The 19,659-nt window shown below is 64.2% G+C and carries 17 protein-coding genes, 1 other RNA gene and 1 pseudogene; 13 read left to right on the top strand and 6 right to left on the bottom strand.

All coding sequences use genetic code 11. The features are described 5' to 3' along the window. The coding region (locus tag AAFM29_RS13855; protein ID WP_341713379.1) for a leucyl aminopeptidase at positions 1-1,150 on the bottom strand (1,150 nt) is incomplete at its 3' end. A gap of 100 nt (positions 1,151-1,250) precedes the next feature. Between AAFM29_RS13855 and AAFM29_RS13860 the strand changes: the two genes are divergently transcribed. The 5 genes from AAFM29_RS13860 (at position 1,251) to AAFM29_RS13880 (ending at position 8,960) form a co-directional block, all read left to right on the top strand. After that, a complete protein-coding gene (locus AAFM29_RS13860; RefSeq protein WP_341713380.1) occupies positions 1,251-3,524 on the top strand; it encodes an LPS assembly protein LptD in 2,274 nt (757 codons plus the stop codon). Between the two features lie 130 nt (positions 3,525-3,654). Beyond that, entirely contained in the window at positions 3,655-4,992 is a 1,338-nt protein-coding gene (locus AAFM29_RS13865) for a peptidylprolyl isomerase (RefSeq protein WP_341713381.1), read from the top strand. Between the two features lie 8 nt (positions 4,993-5,000). Then, entirely contained in the window at positions 5,001-6,002 is a 1,002-nt protein-coding gene (gene pdxA / locus AAFM29_RS13870; RefSeq protein ID WP_341713382.1) for a 4-hydroxythreonine-4-phosphate dehydrogenase PdxA, read from the top strand. Then, positions 5,995-6,828 carry a 16S rRNA (adenine(1518)-N(6)/adenine(1519)-N(6))-dimethyltransferase RsmA gene (rsmA, locus tag AAFM29_RS13875; protein WP_341713383.1) on the top strand — a complete coding sequence of 278 codons (834 nt, stop codon included), beginning with the start codon at positions 5,995-5,997 and terminating at the stop codon, positions 6,826-6,828. Before pdxA ends, rsmA begins: the two co-directional genes overlap by 8 nt. Before the next feature lie 74 nt (positions 6,829-6,902). Further along, positions 6,903-8,960, top strand: coding sequence for an amidohydrolase family protein (locus tag AAFM29_RS13880; protein WP_341713384.1), 2,058 nt, complete (start codon positions 6,903-6,905; stop codon positions 8,958-8,960). A 6-nt stretch (positions 8,961-8,966) separates the two neighbouring features. Here AAFM29_RS13880 and AAFM29_RS13885 read toward each other — a convergent pair whose 3' ends face one another. Beyond that, on the bottom strand, positions 8,967-9,749 hold the full coding sequence (locus AAFM29_RS13885; protein WP_341713385.1) for a DUF2189 domain-containing protein: 783 nt from the start codon (positions 9,747-9,749) through the stop codon (positions 8,967-8,969). 65 nt (positions 9,750-9,814) lie between these two features. Next, positions 9,815-11,908 carry a malate synthase G gene (locus AAFM29_RS13890; RefSeq protein ID WP_341713386.1) on the bottom strand — a complete coding sequence of 698 codons (2,094 nt, stop codon included), beginning with the start codon at positions 11,906-11,908 and terminating at the stop codon, positions 9,815-9,817. A gap of 140 nt (positions 11,909-12,048) precedes the next feature. Here AAFM29_RS13890 and AAFM29_RS13895 point away from each other — a divergent pair, with 140 nt between their 5' ends. From AAFM29_RS13895 to AAFM29_RS13910, 4 genes are all read left to right on the top strand, one after another. Beyond that, positions 12,049-13,257 (top strand): hydrolase, encoded by a 1,209-nt coding sequence (locus AAFM29_RS13895; protein WP_341713387.1) that lies wholly within the window; start codon positions 12,049-12,051, stop codon positions 13,255-13,257. Next, complete coding sequence (locus AAFM29_RS13900; RefSeq protein WP_341713388.1) at positions 13,254-14,270, top strand: arginine N-succinyltransferase; 1,017 nt, start codon at positions 13,254-13,256, stop codon at positions 14,268-14,270. Before AAFM29_RS13895 ends, AAFM29_RS13900 begins: the two co-directional genes overlap by 4 nt. Continuing rightward, complete coding sequence (locus tag AAFM29_RS13905) at positions 14,267-15,520, top strand: N-succinylarginine dihydrolase (RefSeq protein WP_341713389.1); 1,254 nt, start codon at positions 14,267-14,269, stop codon at positions 15,518-15,520. The genes AAFM29_RS13900 and AAFM29_RS13905 overlap by 4 nt, the downstream gene beginning before the upstream one ends. Before the next feature lie 146 nt (positions 15,521-15,666). Next, positions 15,667-15,912, top strand: coding sequence for a hypothetical protein (locus AAFM29_RS13910; protein ID WP_341713390.1), 246 nt, complete (start codon positions 15,667-15,669; stop codon positions 15,910-15,912). Here AAFM29_RS13910 and AAFM29_RS13915 read toward each other — a convergent pair. The 3 genes from AAFM29_RS13915 to mscL all read right to left on the bottom strand — a co-directional run bounded on the left by AAFM29_RS13915 (position 15,909) and on the right by mscL (position 17,194). Further along, positions 15,909-16,316 (bottom strand): VOC family protein, encoded by a 408-nt coding sequence (locus AAFM29_RS13915; protein ID WP_341713391.1) that lies wholly within the window; start codon positions 16,314-16,316, stop codon positions 15,909-15,911. The two genes, AAFM29_RS13910 and AAFM29_RS13915, sit on opposite strands and share 4 nt — an antisense overlap. Before the next feature lie 65 nt (positions 16,317-16,381). Beyond that, positions 16,382-16,737, bottom strand: a transfer-messenger RNA (tmRNA) gene (gene ssrA, locus AAFM29_RS13920). Between the two features lie 25 nt (positions 16,738-16,762). Further along, positions 16,763-17,194, bottom strand: a complete 432-nt coding sequence (gene mscL, locus AAFM29_RS13925; RefSeq protein ID WP_341713392.1) for a large conductance mechanosensitive channel protein MscL — start codon at positions 17,192-17,194, stop codon at positions 16,763-16,765. Positions 17,195-17,341: 147 nt separating this feature from the next. Here mscL and AAFM29_RS13930 point away from each other — a divergent pair, with 147 nt between their 5' ends. From AAFM29_RS13930 to AAFM29_RS13945, 4 genes and pseudogenes are all read left to right on the top strand, one after another. Continuing rightward, on the top strand, positions 17,342-17,965 hold the full coding sequence (locus tag AAFM29_RS13930) for a LemA family protein (RefSeq protein ID WP_341713393.1): 624 nt from the start codon (positions 17,342-17,344) through the stop codon (positions 17,963-17,965). Between the two features lie 23 nt (positions 17,966-17,988). Further along, a complete protein-coding gene (locus AAFM29_RS13935) occupies positions 17,989-18,813 on the top strand; it encodes a TPM domain-containing protein (protein WP_341713394.1) in 825 nt (274 codons plus the stop codon). Continuing rightward, a complete protein-coding gene (locus AAFM29_RS13940) occupies positions 18,813-19,487 on the top strand; it encodes a hypothetical protein (RefSeq protein WP_341713395.1) in 675 nt (224 codons plus the stop codon). The genes AAFM29_RS13935 and AAFM29_RS13940 overlap by 1 nt, the downstream gene beginning before the upstream one ends. A gap of 2 nt (positions 19,488-19,489) precedes the next feature. Beyond that, positions 19,490-19,659, top strand: a pseudogene (locus tag AAFM29_RS13945) (NUDIX hydrolase); the annotation flags it as partial.

Raw genomic sequence — 19,659 nt, forward strand, 5'->3', positions numbered from 1 at the left:
GCGTATCGTCGTTGGAGAACAGGCCGCCATGCTCATTGCCCAGCGCGATGATCATCGCACCGGTCAGCGTGGCGAAATCGATTATTCGCGCAGGCTGGAACTCTTCCTGCGCCCAATGCAGCGCGTCGGCCAGCACCAGCCGGCCTTCGGCGTCGGTGTTGAGCACTTCGATGGTCTGGCCTGACATCGAAGTGACCACGTCGCCCGGGCGCTGCGCCTTGCCGTCGGGCATGTTCTCGACCAGGCCCATGATGCCGACGACATTGGCCTTGGCCTTGCGCCCGACCAGCGCCAGCATGGCGCCCGCCACGGCACCGGCACCGCCCATGTCCCACTTCATGTCCCACATGCCCGGCCCGGGCTTGATGCTGATGCCGCCCGTGTCGAAGGTCACGCCCTTGCCGACGAAGGCGGTTGGCTTGTCGCCCGGATTGCCGCCGTTCCAGACGACGGCGAGAATCCGCGATTCGCGTTCGGAACCAAGCCCGACGCCAAGCAAGGAGCCCATGCCCAGCTTTTCCATGGCCCCTTCATCGAGCACCACCAAATGCGCACCGGTGCCTTCGAACCGTGCGCGGCACCGGTCGACGAAGCTTTCAGGGTAAAGGATATTGGCGGGTTCGGTCGCCAGTTCACGGGCGAACTCGACCCCGGCGACCACATGGACGGCCTCGGCCCAGGCAGCTTCGGCGGTCTTGGGTGCGCCGACAACCGTGGCGGTTCCCAGCGTGACCTTCTGTTCGTCCTTCATGCGGGTGCGATAGATGTCATAGCGCCAGTTGCGCAGGCGCAAGCCGGTCAGAACCGAAGCCAGTTCTGCCGCTGTAAGACTGGAGCCAGCCATTTCGAGCGCCAATTCGGTTTCGCCCGAACTCTGGTATTTGCCGGCCAGCGCTGCGCCGGCCTTTTCAAGATTGATCGCACGCGCATCGTCGCCCTTTTCGCCCGCACCGACCAGCGCGATACGGACCACCGCACCATCGCGTTCTGCGAAGCCTTCGAACAGCTGGCCTGCACCGCCCTTGAACCGCGCAGCCTCAGCCCCTTCGACAAGTGCACGCTCAAGACCTTCGGGGAGCTTGCCCTTGTCGACGACATAGGCAAGAAGGCGCGCCGTTTGCGGACGGGTCTGACTAAACTGGATGTGCATGGGTTCTCCCGAAATTATGGCTAGGGGCGACGCGCCCGAACATGGCGCCGCCCGTCGGATGGCGATTGCGATTAGGCGTGGCCGGTGCGATAGGCAAGGCATGCTCCTGCCCGCCGAGACAGCTATTTCAGCCAGCCGGCTGGCCGCACGCCCCTTCGTTATTGCCGCGATGCTCGCGAGTGCCTCGCCCTTGGCAGCGCAAGCTTCTGACAACGCACCCCCACCGGACAGCTCGACCGAGACTGCCGACAGCTCGCCGATTGCCGAGCTGGGCCGCGAAATCGCCTTTGAAGCGGACATCCTGGGATATGACTCGGATGCCGATGTGGTCACCGCGACGGGCAATGTCGTGCTGCGCAGCGGCGATCGTTCGCTGCGCGCCGATTCGGTCAGCTGGAACCGCGCTTCGGGGGTAATCCTGGCGGAAGGCCGGGTTCGTTTCGTCGATGAAAACGGGAACCAGTTGTTCTCCGACCGAATCGAGCTGACCGACCAGTTCGAAGCGGGGGCAATGGACAATCTGCTGTTCGCGCTTCGCCAGGGCGGTCGTCTCGCAGCCAACCGGGGCATGCGCGAAAGCGATGGGACGGTCACGCTGAGCGAGGCAGCCTATTCGGGTTGTTCGGTAGTCGACCCGCAAGGCTGCCCCAAGGATCCCAGCTGGCGGATCACCGCCCAGCGGGTGATCTACGATCCGACACAGCGCCGCATCAGTTTTCGCGGTGCCTTCCTTGAACTGTTCGGCCTGCGACTGCTGCCGCTTCCCGGCCTGGCGGTGCGCACCGATGGCGGCGCGGTATCGGGCTTCCTGGTCCCCGACCTGCGCGTGTCGGAAAGCAACGGCGTTGAAGTCAGCGGCAGCTATTATGTGCGACTTGGCGACAACAAGGACCTGACGCTCACCACGCACCTCTACACCGAGGCAGCACCGCTGGTCGCCGCGCAGTGGCGCCACCTGGCGGAAAAGGGCGCCTACCAGATCACCGGCTATGTCACGCACAGCCGCCGCATTTCGGAATTCACCGGAGCCGAAACGAGCGAGAAGGACCTGCGCGGCTATGTATTCGCCAACGGCAAGCTGCAGTTCGATCCGCAATGGAGCCTGACCGGCTCGATCCGGCGAGCATCAGACAGAACCTTCCTGCGGCGCTACGATATCAGCCGCGACGATCGCCTGCGCTCGACGCTGAATCTCGAGCGGATCGACGACAACAGCTATTTCTCGATTGCCGGCTGGGCGACCCAGACCCTGCGGCTCAACCAGCTCCAGGGCGAAGTTCCCGTCGCGCTGCCGGTAATCGACTATCGCCGCCGGATCGACGATCCGGTGCTGGGCGGCAGGGTTGAATTGCAGGCCAACACGCTGGCGATCACCCGCGACATCGGCCAGGACACGCAGCGTGCCTTCGCCCGCGCGCAGTGGGATATCAGCGGGGTCACTGGGCTTGGGCAGGTGGTCACCGTAACCGGCCTGCTGCGCGGCGACGTCTATCACTCCGACGAAAACCTGCTGACCTCGACTGCTTCCTATCGCGGCGATGCCGGTTGGCAGGGGCGCGCAGTCGCGCTGGGTGCCTTCGACGTCCAATGGCCTTTCGTCGGCCAGTTCCTGGGCGGCGAACAGGTCTTCACGCCGCGCGTCCAGCTGGTCGCCACGCCACCGGTTCGCAACCTGGCCATTCCCAACGAAGACGCCCGCGCGATCGATCTGGAAGATTCCAACCTCTTCGCGCTCAACCGTTTCCCCGGATATGACCGGGTGGAAGACGGCGCCCGGGCCACTTACGGCTTCGACTGGCAGCTGCGCATTCCCGATTGGGAGATCAAGACCACTCTCGGCCAGTCGTATCGCCTGTCGTCGAAGGACGATATCCTGCCCGACGGGACAGGCCTTTCCGAAAAGTTCTCCGACCTCGTGGGGCGGACCGAAGTCCGCTACAAGGATTTCCTCAAGTTCACGCACCGCTTCCGGCTCGACAAGGACAATCTCGCAATCCGCCGTAGTGAAGTAGACGCCACGGTGGGCAGCAATCGTACCTATGTCGAACTGGGCTACCTGCGGCTCAACCGCGATATCACGCAGGTCGAAGACTTGCAGGATCGCGAGGAATTGCGCGGCGCGGTGCGCATCGCCTTTGCCAATTACTGGTCGGTGTTCGGATCGGGTGTGTTCAACCTCACCGACAGGCGCGAAGATCCGACGCTGTCGTCCGACGGTTTCGAACCGATCCGCACGCGGCTTGGTGTTGCCTATGCCGACGACTGCCTGGAGATGGGCCTGACCTGGCGTCGCGACTACATCACTTCGGGCGACGCGCGGCGCGGCGACACCTTCCAGCTCTACTTCAATCTGCGAAATCTGGGCTTTCGCTGAGTAGCGACCGTTGGCAGTCCACGGCAAACGCGCTATCCGCCGCGGCTCAATCAGCTCCGGTTAAGCCGCAAGGCGGCAGATGCCGGCTTCTTATCGGGCGCGCCTGGCGTGCCGCAAATGGGTATCACACGTGGGCGGACACCGGATTTCCAAGCTTATTTCCCTTGCTGCGGTAGCGGGTCTTGCGCTGTCGCCGATCGGCGGTTTTGCACAAGAAGCGACCAACCCGCTGGGCATCCCCGACGACATCAACGTCATTGGCAGTGCCAATCCGAACGTCCGCAAGGCGACCGCGGTGGTCAACGGTTTCGTCATCACCGGGACCGACGTCGACCAGCGCACCGCGCTGCTGGTGGCGGCAAACCAGCAGGAACTGAGCCCAGAAGACCTCGAGCGGGTCAAGATGCAGGTGTTGCGCAACCTGATCGACGAAACGCTGCAGATCCAGGCGGCGCAGACGCAGGAAATCGAGATCGACCAGGCCGAGATCGATCAAACCTATATGCGCATCGCAGCACAGAACTTCGATCAGCGCCCGGCGGCGATGGACGAATACCTGCGTTCGATCGGCTCCTCGCCCAATTCGCTCAAGCGCCAGATTCATGGCGAACTGGCCTGGCAGCGCCTCCAGCGCCGCCTGTTCGCACCCTTCGTCAATGTCTCGACCGAAGAGGTCAACGACCTGATCAAGCGCCTTGAGGCGAGCCGCGGCACCGACGAATATCGCCTCGGCGAAATCTACATGTCGGCAACCCCCGAATCTGCGGCTGAGGTCGAGAGCAATGCGCAGAAGATCGTCGAGCAGCTGCGCCAGGGCGGCAGCTTCGTCGCCTATGCCCGCCAGTTTTCCGAAGCCTCGACCGCTGCCGTCGGTGGCGACCTTGGCTGGATCGCGCTGGGCCAGCTGAAGAATTCGACGCTCGAGACGGTGGTTCGCGAAATGAGCCCGGGCCAGCTGGTCGGCCCGATCGCCATTCCCGGCGGCTACTGGATCGGCTTGCTGATCGACAAGCGCCAGGTACTGATGGCGGACCCGCGCGATGCACTGCTCTCGCTCAAGCAGATTCAGGTCGATTTCGCGCCGGGTTCGTCACAGGATACGCGAAACCAGCAGCTCGAGACTTTCCTTGCGGGTGTCGAACAACTGCGCGGCTGCGGCGAAGCCGAATCGGGCGCTGCGGCATTGGGGGCAACCGTCGTCGCCAATGACCAGATTGCGGTCCGCGCGCTTCCCGAACAGCTCCAGTCGATCCTGCTGCAAATGCAGGTTGGCCAGATCACCCCGCCCTTCGGCTCCTTCGAAGAAGGCGTCCGCGTGCTGATGCTGTGCGGGCGTGACGATCCCAAGGCCGCGAACGGCCCGAACTTTGACCAGCTGATGGGTCAGCTCGAGGAAGAGCGTATCCAGAAGCGCGCCCAGCGTTACCTGCGCGACCTGCGCAACGACGCCTACATCGAGTACAATTGACGGGCATCATGACTCCCCTCGCCGTTTCGCTGGGCGACCCGGCGGGGATCGGGCCCGAAATCATCGCCGAAAGCTGGGCTCAGCGCGACGCCGAGGGGCTGGTCCCATTCCTGGTGATCGGCGGAGCCGAAGTGATAAGGCAGGCGGCCCATTCACGCGGCCTAAACTTGCCGGTCGAGCAGATCGCCGATCCGGCACAGGCGGCTAGCATCTTCGGGCACGCCCTTCCCGTGCTCGGCTCGGACCATTGCCCCTATTCGCCCGGCGCTCCGGATCAGACGGGTGCGGAACTGGCGCTTTTTTCGCTCGAGACCGCCACGCGATTGGCTCGAGAAGGCAAGGCCGCCGGGGTGGTGACGGCGCCCATCGCCAAGGGCGAATTGGCAAAGGTGGGCTTCACTTTTCCCGGCCAGACTGAATTCCTCGCGGTGGCCTGCGGCATGCAAGAACAAGACGCGGTGATGATGCTCGCCGGGCCAAGCCTGCGGACGGTCCCGCTGACGGTGCATTGCGCGCTGGCCGATGTCCCGGGCTTGCTGAGCCGGGAACTGATCGAACATCGCGCAAGGATCGTGGCGAAGGCATTGCGCAGCGATTTCGGCGTCGCGAATCCGCGCCTGGCAGTCTGCGGTCTCAATCCCCACGCGGGCGAAGGCGGTAGGTTTGGCGACGAGGAGGCGCGGATTATCTCCCCCGCCATCGCCGCTCTGTGTGCCGAAGGCCTGGAGGTGACCGGACCCCACCCGGCCGACGCGCTGTTCACCCCGCGCGCCCGCGCGACCTATGATGCGGCGCTGGCCATGTATCATGACCAGGCGCTGGTCCCGATCAAGGCGCTCGACTTCGATGAAGGGGTCAATGTCACGCTTGGCCTGCCGATCGTCCGTACCAGCCCCGATCACGGCACGGCCTTCAACATCGCGGGCAAGGCCATTGCCGATCCGGGCGCGATGATTGCGGCCATTCGCATGGCCGGCGAAATGGCGGCGCGGCGCGCATCCCATGGCTGACCTGCCTCCACTACGCGAAGTCATTGCCCGCCACGGCCTCAGCGCATCGAAGGCGCTGGGGCAGAATTTCCTGTTTGACGAACAGTTGCTCAACCGGATCGCGGCCATTCCCGGAGATCTGGCCGGCAAACCAGTGCTCGAGGTTGGGCCTGGCCCGGGCGGGTTGACCCGTGCACTGCTGCGCGCCGGCGCCCGCGTCACCGCAATCGAGATGGACAAGCGCTGCCTGCCTGCCCTGGCCGAGTTGGGAGAAGCCTTTCCCGGCAAGCTGCGCGTGATCGAAGGCGATGCGCTGAAACTCGACCACGGCAAACTGCTGGGGGGCGAGCCCTTCGCGGTGCTGTCAAACCTGCCCTACAATGTCGGTACGGCACTGTTCGTGCGCTGGCTTGGCGGCGAAAGCTGGCCCCCGCAATGGACCAGCCTGACGCTGATGTTCCAGCAGGAGGTCGCCCAGCGCATCGTCGCTGCACCTGACACTTCGGCCTATGGCCGCCTCGCCGTACTGGCCCAGTGGCGCGCGCAGGCGAAGCTGGCGATGAAGGTGCACCGCAGCGCCTTTACCCCGCCACCCAAGGTGATGAGCGCGATTGTACACGTTACCCCGGGCACGATGCCCGAGGCAGTATCAGCCCGTACACTCGAGCGCCTGACCGAGGCCGCCTTTGGCCAACGTCGCAAGATGTTGCGCCAGAGCCTCAAGGGCATTCCCGGTGCGGTTGAGGCTGCCGAGAGCATCGGCATCGACCCGCAGCGGCGTGCCGAGACAGTCAGTGTTGCAGAGTTCGTCGAGCTCGCCCGCGCCCTGGGTCGCCCCGCATCCTAGCCAGGTAACGTTTCGCGTTGCTACCGGTGCCATGTGGTGTCAGTTTCGCGCCGCATCCGATGGGAGGATCGTTCATGCGCAAATTCGTCACTGCTTCTCTGCTTGCATTCAGCGCCACCACAGCTCTTTCGACCGCCGCACTGGCCGAACCGGCCAAGAAGGAAGACCTGCTGGTCGCACCCGAAGGGGCGCGGCACTATGTGATTGTCTCCGTCTCGGGAAAGCACGGCGACGTATGGGCGTGGCAGACCTCGGATGGCGCGATGGCCTATCGCATGTCGATGAACCTGCGCGGTTGGATTACCGAAACCGATCAGACCATCGTCAACGGACCCGACGGCACACCCGTGAAAATCGACATTCGCGGCTTCACCGATACCGGTGATGCGAGCGAGAGCTTCTCCGTCGGCACGGACGGGATGGCCCATTGGAAGACCTCGGTCGATGAAGGTTCCGCACCGTTCGCGGGAAAGCGCTACTCAACCTATGGCGGGCCATGGCTCGCTGGCGAAGGTGACCTGATCGCATTGCTGGCCGCGGGCGAAAAAGGCCTCGACTTGCTGCCATCGGGCCATGCCAGCGTAACCCTTGGCGAAGAGACCGACATCGAGGGACCGAATGGCGCGGAGAAGGTCAGGCTCGCTTTCGCAAAGGGCTACGGCTTCTCGCCCTCGCCCTTCTGGGTCACGCCGGACAACCGCTTCTTTGGTTTTGCCGGTGGCATGTCACTGCTGCCCGAAGGCTATGAAAGCAACGCACTCAAGCTGAAGGATATCTCGGACCGGGCCACGGCTGCCATGGTCAAGGAGGTCGCGCATGACTTCCTCAAGCCGGAAAACAAAACCGCGACGCTGGTCGAGAACGTCATGACCTTCGATTCGCTCGAAGGCACCTATCTGACCGGCCAATCGGTACTGGTTTCCGACGGGAAGATCGCCGCAGTCGGCGCGGCCGGGTCCATCAAGGCGCCCGCTGGCGCGACTGTGATCGACGGTTCGGGCAAGACGCTGGTCCCCGGCCTATGGGACGCGCATCTCCACGTCGGCGGCGACGATTGGAACCTGCTGCAGAACGTCGCCACGGGCATCACCAATTACCGTAGCCCGGGCTCCGAAATCGGTGATTCGGAAAGCATCTTCTCGCGCCGTGCCGCTGGCGATCTGCTCGCGCCCGAAGGCAAGGTGTCGGTGATCGTCGATCGCAAGAACCCGCTCGCAGGGCAGGGGTCGATCACCGTGTCATCGCAGGAAGAGACCATGCACGCCGTCCACACGATCAGCGATGCTGGCATGTGGGGGGTGAAGTTCTACACCTCGATGACGCCGGATTGGATCGCATCCGCCGCCGCCGAGGCGCACAGGCTGGGTCTCCATGTCCACGGCCATATCCCTGCCGGGATGCGCCCGATCGAGGCGGTGCGCGCCGGCTACGACGAAATCACCCATATCAACTTCATCATGATGCAGGCCATGCCGCAGGAGGTAGTCGACAAGTCGAACACCGCTGCACGGCTCGAAGGTCCGGCCAAATACGGCAAGGACGTCGATATCGATTCGCCCGAGATGACCGCCTTCTATAACGAGCTGGCGGAGCGCGGGACCTATATCGACCCGACGCTTTCCGTGTGGGAGCCGCTGATGACTTCGGACGGGACCGCACTGGCACCCGAATATGCCCCCTTCGCCAAGGTCGCCCCTCCGGGGTCGGTGCGCGGCTGGAAGATCTCCGGCTATCCGCTGTTCGACGGCCTGACGCGCGACGATTTCCGCAAGAGCTTCGACAAGATGGTCGGCCTGGTGGGGAGGCTGCACAAGGCCGGTGCGCCGATCGTCGCGGGAACCGACGGCTGGGGCCTCGAGCTGGTCCGCGAGCTCGAGCTCTACGAACAGGCCGGCCTGTCCAATGCCGAAGCGCTGCAGACCGCGACCATCGTTCCAGCACGGCTGACCGGGATGGACGGCGATTACGGCTCGATCACACCGGGCAAGGTTGCCAATCTGATCCTGGTCGAAGGCGATGTCTCACAGGACATCACCAATTTGCGCCACGTTGAGACCGTATTCCTCGACGGCTATCGCCTCGATGGTGACGCCTTGCGTGAGGCCAGCGGCCTGACCGGCATGCCCGACTAGGGCCGGTCAGCCTGCCTCGGCGGCGACCGTCCGCCGATAGAGGTGCCAGGTGGCGTGCCCCAACACGGGCAGCGCCACCAGCAGGCCGAGGAACAACGGGATCATCGCGACGAGCAGCAACCCCGCGATGACGAAGGCCCAGACCAACAGCACGCGCGCGTTCGAACGGATCGCGGCGAGGCTGACGATAATCGCGGTGAGGAAGTCGACCTCGCGGTCGACCAGCATCGGCAGGCTGATGACCGTGATGGCATAGAAGGCCAGCGCCATCAGGCCGCCGACGACCGAGCCGACCACGAGCATGGCCATGCCCATAGGGGTGGCAAACAGTGCCAGCGATTCCGAACCAATGCCGGACTCGGCAAGGAAGATCGCGAAGATCCCGTGCGCCACCATCAGCCAGAAACCGAAGGCAACGAAGACAATTCCGCCCATCATGATGATCTGCTGGTCGCCATGCCCGCCCAGCGAACGCAGCACTGCGCCCCAGCTCAACGGTTCGCCGGCCTCCCGGCGTCGGCTCACTTCATAGAGGCCGACGGCGGTAAAGGGGGCAATCAACGGGAAGCCCGCAGCGATGGGGATCAGCCAACCGCCCTGCCCCCATTCAAACAGCGCGACATAGAGGAACATCCCCGCCGCGACATAGATGCTGGCGAAGAACAGTCCGTAGGCCGGCGTGGCCACGAAATCGGCGAACCCCGCCATCAGCGCCCGACGCAAGTCGCCCAGCGTCAGGTCGTTCCTGACCGTCGCCGGCACCAGCTGTGCCTGTCCCGTGTTTGCCATGGCCTCTCCCCTTGTCCGACCAAGGGGAAGAAGCTGCTACAATCCGGTCCGCGGTTCAAGCTGGCTCAGGCCGCCTTTTTCACGCGTCGCCAGGCGTGCAGCAGCGGCTCGGTATATCCACTGGGCTGTTCGACGCCCTTGAATATCAGGTCCTTCGCCGCGCTGAACGCCGCACCGCCCTCGTTTTCGAGCAGCGGTTCGTAGAACGGGTCACCCGCGTTCTGCTGGTCGACCTTGGCAGCCATACGGCGCAGCGATTCCATCACCTGACCCTCGCTGATCACACCGTGAAGCAGCCAGTTGGCGATATGCTGGCTAGAGATGCGCAGCGTCGCACGGTCCTCCATCAGGCCGACATCGTTGATGTCCGGTACCTTTGAGCAGCCGACACCCTGATCGATCCAGCGCACCACATAGCCGAGCAGGCCCTGGCAATTGTTGTCGAGCTCTTCACGGATCTCGTCTTCCGACCAGTTCACGCCGTCGGCCAACGGGATGGTCAGCAGCTCGTCGAGCGGCGGAACATCGCCCAGCCCTTTCTGCACCGCGAACACGTCCTCGCGATGGTAATGGATCGCGTGCAGCGTCGCGGCAGTCGGGCTCGGCACCCAGGCGGTGTTGGCACCTGCACGCAGATGGCCGATCTTCTCGACCATCATCTGGCCCATCAGGTCGGGTGCGGCCCACATGCCCTTGCCGATCTGCGCGCGGCCCGAAAGGCCATGGCGCAGGCCGATACCGACATTGCGCTTCTCATAGGCAGTGAGCCAGGCGCTGGTCTTCATCGCGCCCTTGCGCAGCATCGGGCCCGCCTGCATCGAGGTGTGGATCTCGTCCCCCGTGCGGTCGAGGAAGCCGGTGTTGATGAACACGATCCGGTCCTTCACCGCGTGGATGCAGGCACCGAGATTGGCCGAAGTGCGGCGCTCCTCGTCCATCACGCCGACCTTGATCGTATGCCGCGGCAGGCCGAGCAGGTCCTCCACCGCATTGAACAGGTCGTTGGTGAAACCGCATTCCTCGGGCCCGTGCATCTTGGGCTTCACGATATAGATCGAGCCGCAGCGGCTGTTACCGTACTTGCCAAGCCCCGCGACGTCATGGGCGCCAATCGCACTGGTGACGACGGCATCGAGGATCCCCTCCGGGATTTCCTTGCCATCCCAGCGCATCGCCGGATTGGTCATCAGGTGGCCGACATTGCGCACGAACAGCAGGCTGCGACCGGGCAGGCTATGCGAGACACCGTCCTTGTCGGCGTAAGCCTTATCGGCTTCGAGCGCACGGGTCAGCGTCTTGCCACCTTTCTCGAAGCTCTCCTGCAAATCGCCGCGCATCACGCCCAGCCAGTTGCGATAGGCGGCCAGCTTGTCTTCCGCGTCGACCGCCGCGACCGAATCCTCGCAGTCGCAGATGGTGGTCAGCGCCGCTTCGAGAACAATGTCTGAAATGCCCGCCCTGTCGGTGCGCCCGACGGGATGGCCGCGATCGAACTGCACTTCGATATGGAGGCCATTCTGGCGGAACAGCAAGCCCTTTTCGGTCTTGCCGACATACTGGCTCTCATCCTGCAGTTTCCCGTCATGCTCGTCGGCGAGATCGGCCCAGCTCTGGCCCACCAGCGGCAGCGCCTCGTCGAGGAATTTGCGCCCTGCCGCGATCACCGCCGCACCGCGCTCCTCATCATAGCCGCCCGGGCGCGCCGGCGGCGCATCGAGAGCGTCGGTGCCGTAGAAGGCATCATAGAGGCTGCCCCAGCGCGCATTGGCGGCGTTGAGCAGGAAGCGCGCGTTGAGGATCGGCACGACCAGCTGCGGCCCCGCCATGGTCGCGATCTCCGCATCGACGTTCTGCGTCCCGATGGTGAAATCGCCCGGTTCGGGGACGAGATAGCCGATCTCGCGCAGGAAGGCCTGGTACTCGTCCTGATCGATGGGCGCGCCCTTGCGTGCCTTGTGCCATGCGTCGATCTGTGCCTGCAGGTCGTCGCGCTTGGCCAGCAGCGCGGCATTGCGCGGGGCGAAGCTGCCAAGCAGCGCGGCAAAACCCTGCCAGAACGCGTCGACACCGCGACCGAGCGGCGCAAGCACCTCTGTCTCGATGAAACTGGCCAGGGCAGGATCGGTCTCGATCCCGGCGCGCGTCACATATTCGGTCATGGAACTCCTCTTGGATCAGGCGAACGGTAATGTCGGTCCCGGGGAGGAGTGGCTTCCCATACCAAGCATCCACCGCTTTGCAACCTCGCCAAGGGCCCGGGGGTGGACTCATTGCACGCCTCGGCTAGAGACCGTTGCGCATGAAACCGGATAGCGCCCCTGAAGCCGTGCTCGATCGCATTGATGCCGACACCATGCTGCGCGAGGTGCAGGATTGGGCCGCGATCAACACCGGCACAGCCAATATCGCCGGGCTCGACCGCATGGCGGGCGTGCTGGCCGACGCCTTCGCCACGCTGCCGGGTGAGGTCGAACTGGTCGATCCGGCGCCGGTCAGCGCGATTGCCTCCGACGGGCGCGAATTCGACAAGCCGCACGGTCGCCACATGGTGCTGCGCGTGCGGCCCGAGGCGGAACGGCGTTTCGTCCTGACCGGACACATGGACACCGTCTTCCCGGTCGACCATTCGTTCCAGCAAGTCGGTTGGCTCGACGAACAGACGCTCAACGGCCCCGGCACCGCCGACATGAAAGGCGGGATCTGCGTTATCCTCCACGCCCTGCGGGCCTTCGAGGCGACGGCCGGCGCGGCGCGCGTCGGCTATGACGTGATGATCAATTCGGACGAGGAAACCGGCAGCCTCGCCAGCCGCGGCCTGATCGAAGAGCTGGCGCGGGGGAAATACGCCGCGCTGACCTATGAGCCCAGCGCCCTGCCCGACGGCACGCTGGCCCATGCGCGTGGTGGCACGGGCAATTACTCGATCACCATTCACGGCCGATCCGCCCATGCCGGGCGCAACCCGCACGAAGGGCGCAACGCCATCGTTGCCGCCTCCGACCTAGTACTGCGCATCGCGGCGCTGGCGGCGGAAGATATCACCGTCAATCCGGCCAAGATCGAAGGCGGCAGCGCGAACAACGTCGTGCCCGACCTCGCCGTGGTACGGTTCAATATCCGCCCCAAATCGACCGAAGCGATGACCCGCTTCGATACCCAGCTCGACAGCGTGATCGCCACGATCGCTGCCGAACGCGACGTTCGCATCCATCGCCACGGCGGCGTCACCCGGCCACCCAAGCCGGTGGATGCCAAAGCGCAGCGCCTGTTCGACCTGGTGCGCGATTGCGGCGCCGAACTGGGCCAGACCATCGGCTGGATACCAAGCGGCGGCGTATGCGATGGCAACAATATCGCCGCCTGCGGCGTGCCCGTGGTCGACACTATGGGCGTGCGCGGCGGCGCGATCCATTCACCTGACGAATTCATGATTGTCCCTTCGTTGAAGGAACGCGCAGCCCTGAGCGCGCTGGTCCTCGCGAAGCTTTCCACCGGAGACCATTTGTGACCTTCCGCCTTCGTGCCGCCAATACCGGCGACCTCGAACACCTCTATGAAATGGCGAAGCTTACCGGCGGCGGCTTCACCAACCTTCCCGCCGACCGCGCCGCACTGGGCCGCAAGCTGGAGCGCGCGGCCGCCGCATTCGGCCGCAAGGATGGCGAGATCGGCGACGACCAGTTCGTGCTGATCCTCGAAGACAGCAAGACCGGCGAAGTGCGCGGCACCTGCCAGCTGATGAGCATGGTTGGCCAGCAATGGCCGTTCTATTCCTATCGCCTCAACACGCTGACGCAGCACAGCCAGGAACTCGACCGCACTGTCCGCGCCGAACTGCTCAACCTCGTCACCGATCTCGAAGGTTCGTCCGAGGTGGGCGGGCTGTTTCTCCATCCTGCCGCACGCGCGGGCGGGCTGGGCCTGTTGCTCGCGCGCAGCCGCTACCTTTTCGTGGCGATGCACCGTAGCCGCTTCGCCGACCGCATCCTTGCCGAGCTGCGCGGGGTGATCGACGATCGCGGCGGTTCGCCCTTCTGGGATGGGGTCGCCGGGCGCTTCTTCGGGATGGGCTTCCAGGAAGCCGACTATTTCAATGCCATCAACGGCAACCAGTTCATCGCCGACCTGATGCCCAAGCACCCGGTCTACGTCGCCATGCTCAACAGCGAAGCTCGCAAGGTGATCGGCGTACCGCACCCCACCGGACGCGCCGCCATGCGCATGCTCGAGAATGAAGGCTTCGCGGCAGAAGGCTATGTCGATATCTTCGACGGCGGCCCGACCATGACCGCACGCACCGACCAGGTGCGGAGCATCCGCGACGCGGTGGCTGCCAGGCTGACGGCTACCGATCTGGTCGAAGGCGAAAAGGCGCTGATCGCGACCGGTCACCTCGACACGTTTCGCTGTGCCTATGGCCTTCGCGAACTGCGTGAGGACGGCACCATTGCCATCGATGCGAACTGCGCTGACGTGCTGGATGTCAGCGAAGGCGACGAGCTGTGGAGCGTGGCACGATGAGCGGGCTGGTCGAGATCAACTTCGACGGGATCGTCGGTCCGAGCCACAATTACGCCGGGCTCAGCCTGGGCAACATAGCCAGTGCCAGCCACAAGGGCGACCCCAGCTATCCCCGCGCCGCGGCACTGCAGGGTATCGGCAAGATGCGCGGCAATATGGAACGGGGCCTGGCGCAGGGTTTCCTGCTGCCCCTGCCGCGCCCGAATTTCGGCCTTCTGCGCGATCTTGCGGTGGATGCGCACACCGACCGCGCGCTGCTCGCGGCGGCATGGTCGGCCAGCTCGATGTGGACCGCCAATGCGGCCACGGTCAGCCCTGCCCCCGATACCGCCGACGGACGCTGCCACCTGACCCCGGCGAACCTCGTCACCATGCTCCATCGCGGGCAGGAATGGCACGACACGCAGCGCCAGCTGAAGATCGCCTTCGGCGACGAACGGCACTTCAAGGTGCACGATGCTGTCCCCGCCAGCTTCGGCGACGAGGGCGCGGCCAACCACATGCGTTTCTGCGAGGGCCACGGTGCCGCGGGTGTCGAGGTCTTCGTCTATGGCCGTCCGGGCGGACGCTTCCCCGCGCGCCAGCATGAACAGGCCAGCCGCGCGGTCGCGCGCCTGCACGGGCTCGATCCCGACAAGTGCCTGTTCATCGAACAGAACCCCGAAGCCATCGCGGCTGGTGCGTTCCACAATGATGTCGTCGCCGTCGCCAATGAGCGGGTGCTGTTCACCCACGAACGCGCCTTTGCCGACAATGCCGTCGCCTGCGAGACCATCGCTTCAGCCTTCCCTGCGCTGCAGGTGGTCGAAGTGCCCGAAAGCGCGGTGAGCCTGGAAGAGGCGATCAAGACCTACCTCTTCAACGCCCAGCTGCTGACCCTGCCGACCGGCGAGATGGCGCTGGTGGTCCCCGAGGAATGCCGCGAGAGCGCGGCAGTGTGGAGCTGGTGCGAAAGCATGCTCGCCTCCAACGGCCCGATCCGCAAGGTGATTCCGGTCGACGTGCGCCAGTCGATGGCCAATGGCGGCGGCCCCGCCTGCCTGCGTCTTCGCGTGGTGGCCGATCCGACGACCGTCGACGCGCGCTTCCTGCTCGATGAAGCCAAGGCCGAGCGGCTGGAGTCGGTCATTGCGGAAATGTGGCCCGAACAGATCGACCCGGCCGATATCGGTTCGGACAGCCTTGCAAAGACCGTGATCGAGGCCCGCGAGGCGCTGCTAACTGTCCTATCCTTGGACGTTCTCGCATAAGCCGGGTAGCCACTGGTTAACGCGCTGGACTCGTTTCGTCGGCCGACCTTACACTCCGCGATACATTAACCATTGGATGCGGCTGATTCCCGTGGCTGGCACGGGATTTGCACTCCAACAGGTTAACGAAGGAGCGGTGCCAAGGCGTGCTGAAGAAGGTGAAACGGCTGTTCGTGATCAAGACGCGCTTCGAAGCGTATCTGATCATCTACGCCCTCGCCCTCGGCGCCATGACCCGTGGCGCGAACTACACCCTGCAATTCCCCGGTTTCGGCGGCTACCTGCTGATGGCGGCCACCGCCGGTGCAGTGTTCCTTGGCGGAGCGAAAATCCTCGACGCGATCCGCTATGAGCAGGAAGCGCGCAAGGCCGAGGCAGAGAAACCCGACTAGCTGTCTGGCGTGGATGCGGACGAGTCCGTGCTCGGTCCGATAATGCAAAATCCGTGACCGAATGGATCGCAGCAGAAAGCCACACGCGGCAGGTTTCCGCCGCCTGCATGCTGTTCGATCGTCCCGCCGTGCAATTCGACCAGCGAAATCGTCGCATCGAAATCATCGACATGGAAATCGAGATGCACGGGCGTCCAGTGCCGCGCGTAGCTGCGGGTATCATCCGATCCGGGGGCGGGCTTAGTACCGGCATGCTTCGCCATCAGGCCAATCCGTGCATCGCCATTGGTCATGACCGCAAAGATGGGGAAAGGGCGAACGCGTTCGGTGAAACCCAGCGCTTTGCCGTAGAATTCTATACCGCTGGTGAGGTCCGGGACGTCAATCGTTGCCACGATGTGCATGGGACTGCTCCAACCGCTGCGGCAGGAAAGGTGAGGGTTTCTGTTGCTAGCTACCCCCGGAGCCCCGGAATCCGCTTCTGTTGCCCGGTGGGTCCAACCGCGCTTTAGCTTTGTAACTTCAGGGCGTTAGCCCATCACATTACGCTGCGAGAGCGAGTGCTTCGTTATCGTTGGCACTTGTGTGTTTTGAGCCTTGAACGGGTTACTCAGCCCGGGCGAAAACAATGTCTTTCAACACACGTCGATCCTAGTTCGGCCCCATCATCGCAAGCGCCCGATCATTCGGTCCGTCGCTTGCGGTGGTGGAGCCGCCGGGTACTGCCCCCGGGTCCGTTGTGCCTATTGCACACCGCAATTTATCGCCATAGCCGGCCGAAACCGGCAGGACCTATATAGGCCCCGCCAGCTTAATGTGAAGTGACTGCGGCCGCCAAGGCGGGCACGCGCTATTTCTTCAGCGCGTCGCGGATCTCGGTCAGCAGGTCGATTTCGCTGGGTCCCGCGGGTGCTTCCGCAGCGGGTTTTTCCTCGAATTCGGCCATCGCCTTCTTGGCGTAACGCACCAGCAGGAAGATGATGAAGGCGAGGATCACGAAGTTGATCACCGCGGTCACGAAGCTGCCGTATCCGATCATCGCAGCGCCCGCTTCCTTGAGCGCGGCATAGTCCGTCATCGAACCTTCATAGCCTTCGGGAACCGAAAGCAGCCAGAAATAGCGCGAGAAATCGGCCCCGCCGAACAGCGCTCCGACGATGGGCATGATCACTTCGTCGGTTAGCGATGTCACGATCTTGCCAAACGCGGCACCGATGATCACCGCGACCGCAAGGTCCATGACATTACCCCTGGCGATGAATTCCTTGAATTCCTTCAGCACAGCTAACCCCTTCTAAACCATTGTAACCCGCCCCCTGCCTGCCACGACCACCGATTTCCGACAAGGGCGCGTTAATCTTGAACCGGCGCGCAAGCGTGCTATCTTACTAAGACACTTTCCATGAATCCCCACGAGAGGACTGTGCCCATGACCCGTTTCGCTTCCCTCCGCACATCGATCCTTGCTGCAGCAGCGCTCGCGCTTTCGGCCTGCGGCATCAACTCGGTGCCCGCCGCGGAAGAAAACGCCAAGGCCAAATGGGCCGATGTCGAAGCCGCGTTCCAGGAACGCGCAAACCTGATTCCGAATCTCGAGCAGATCGTGGTTTCGTCGGCCGAGCAGGAACGCGCGACACTCAATGCGGTGGTGCAGGCGCGCGCCTCGGCCACCCGGCCCGAAATCAAGGTCAGCGGTGACGATCTCAATGATCCGGCGAAGATGCAGGCCTACCAGCAGGCCCAGAACGAACTGGGCGGCGCACTGTCGCGCCTGCTCGTTTCGGTCGAGCAATATCCCGAATTGCAGAGCCAGGAGAACTTCGGCCGCTTCATGACCCAGATCGAAGGGCAGGAGAACCGCATCCGCGTCGCCATCCGCGACTACAACGAGGCGGTACGCCAGTATAACACCACCATCCGCACCTTCCCCGACACGATCGGCGCGAACATCATCCATGGTGCAGAACCAATGGTACCCTACGAAGCGGTCAGCGAAGGTGCCGAAGTCGCGCCCGAGTTGAACATGCGATCGGAAGCCCCGGCGGCCAACTGACCGCCGCGGGGGGAACCGCGACCATGACCCGGCTCATCCACTTCCTGATCGTCCTTGCGGCGGCACTGGGACTCGCGTTCCCTGCCGCCGCGCAGGACTTCCCTGAGCGCGGCACCGCGCCGGTGGTCGATGCGGCGAACATCATCGACGACGCCACCGAAGCCTCACTGACCCAGGCGCTTGATTCCTTTGAGGAACGCAATCAGCGCCAGTTCGTGATCGTCACCCTGCCCAGCCTCGATGGCTATGACATCGCGGATTACGGCTACCAGCTCGGCCGCGCCTGGGGCCTGGGCGACAAGGAGCGCAATGACGGGATCATCCTCATCGTCGCGCCGAACGAGCGCAAGATGCGGATCGAGGTCGGCTACGGCCTCGAAGGGGTGATCCCCGACGGGCTCGCCTTTGAATATATCGAGGGGATGAAGCCGTTCTTCCGCGACGGGGATTTTTCGGGCGGGATCGCCTGGGGCGCCGCCCAGATCATCCGCCAGCTCGAACTGCCTCCTGAAGAGGCGGCCAAGGTCGCCCAGCAGGCCGAACAGAACCGCGAAGGCGAAGGCGGCTTCCCGCTTGGCGGCTTCATCTGGCTAGTCTTTATTTTCCTGTTCTTCGTCCTCCCCGCGATCCGCGGCGGGCGGCGGCGGCACTATCGGTCGGGCCTGGGCGGCGCCGTTGGCGACATCATCCTGTGGGAAGCCGGCAAGGCGATCGCACGCGGCCTTAGCGACCATGATGACTGGGGCGGTGGCGGCGGCTGGGGCGGCGGTGGCGGCTTTGGCGGGGGCGGGGGTTTCTCCGGCGGCGGCGGCAGTTTCGGAGGCGGTGGCGCCTCCGGGGGGTGGTAATGGCATATCTGACCGCAGAGCAGCACGATATCGTATCGGCCGCGGTAGCGCAGGCCGAGCTCGAGACTTCGGGCGAGATCGTCACCGTGCTCGCCGACCGCAGCGATGGCTATACCGACGTCGCCCTGTGGTGGGCGATCGGCGCCAGCTTCACCGCGATGAGCGTCTTTGCGCTGTTTCCCGAATTCACCCTTGGCAAGATCGACCGGCTGATCGGCGGCTGGACGCATGACTGGACCATGGGTGAAGTGCTGACCATCGCACTCGGCATCGGTCTCACAAAGTTCCTCGGGGTGCTTGCCATCCAACTATGGCAGCCGCTCAAATTCTGGCTGGTCCCCCCGGCGGTCAAGCGTAGCCGCGTGCGCGAGGCGGCGGTGCGCCATTTCAAGGTCGGCGCCGAACGGCGCACGCATGGCCGCACCGGCGTGCTGCTTTATCTCTCGATGCGCGAGCACCGGGCAGAGATCGTCGCCGACGTCTCGATCGCCGAGAAAGTCCCGGCGGAAGTCTGGGGCGAAGCCATGGCCGACATGCTCGCCGAAATTCGTCAGGGTCGACTGGCCGAAGGTCTTGCCGCGGGCGTACGCGACGTGGGCAAGGTGCTCTCTGAAGAATTCCCGCGCGCCGATGACGACGTCAACGAACTGCCCGACCGGCTGATCGAGGTCTGATCATGGCTGTACCCGATCATGATGCAGACGAGGAAATCGTCTGGGCAGGCCGCTACGTCGTCGCCAAGAAGCGCGGCCGCTGGGAATATGTCGGGCGCAGCCGCAATATCCGCGCGGCAGTGATCCTGGCCGAGGAAGACGGGGACGTGCTGCTGGTCGAACAGTTCCGCGT

The sequence above is a fragment of the Erythrobacter sp. genome, from assembly GCF_038133525.1.
In the GTDB taxonomy this organism is placed as follows: Bacteria; Pseudomonadota; Alphaproteobacteria; order Sphingomonadales; family Sphingomonadaceae; genus Qipengyuania.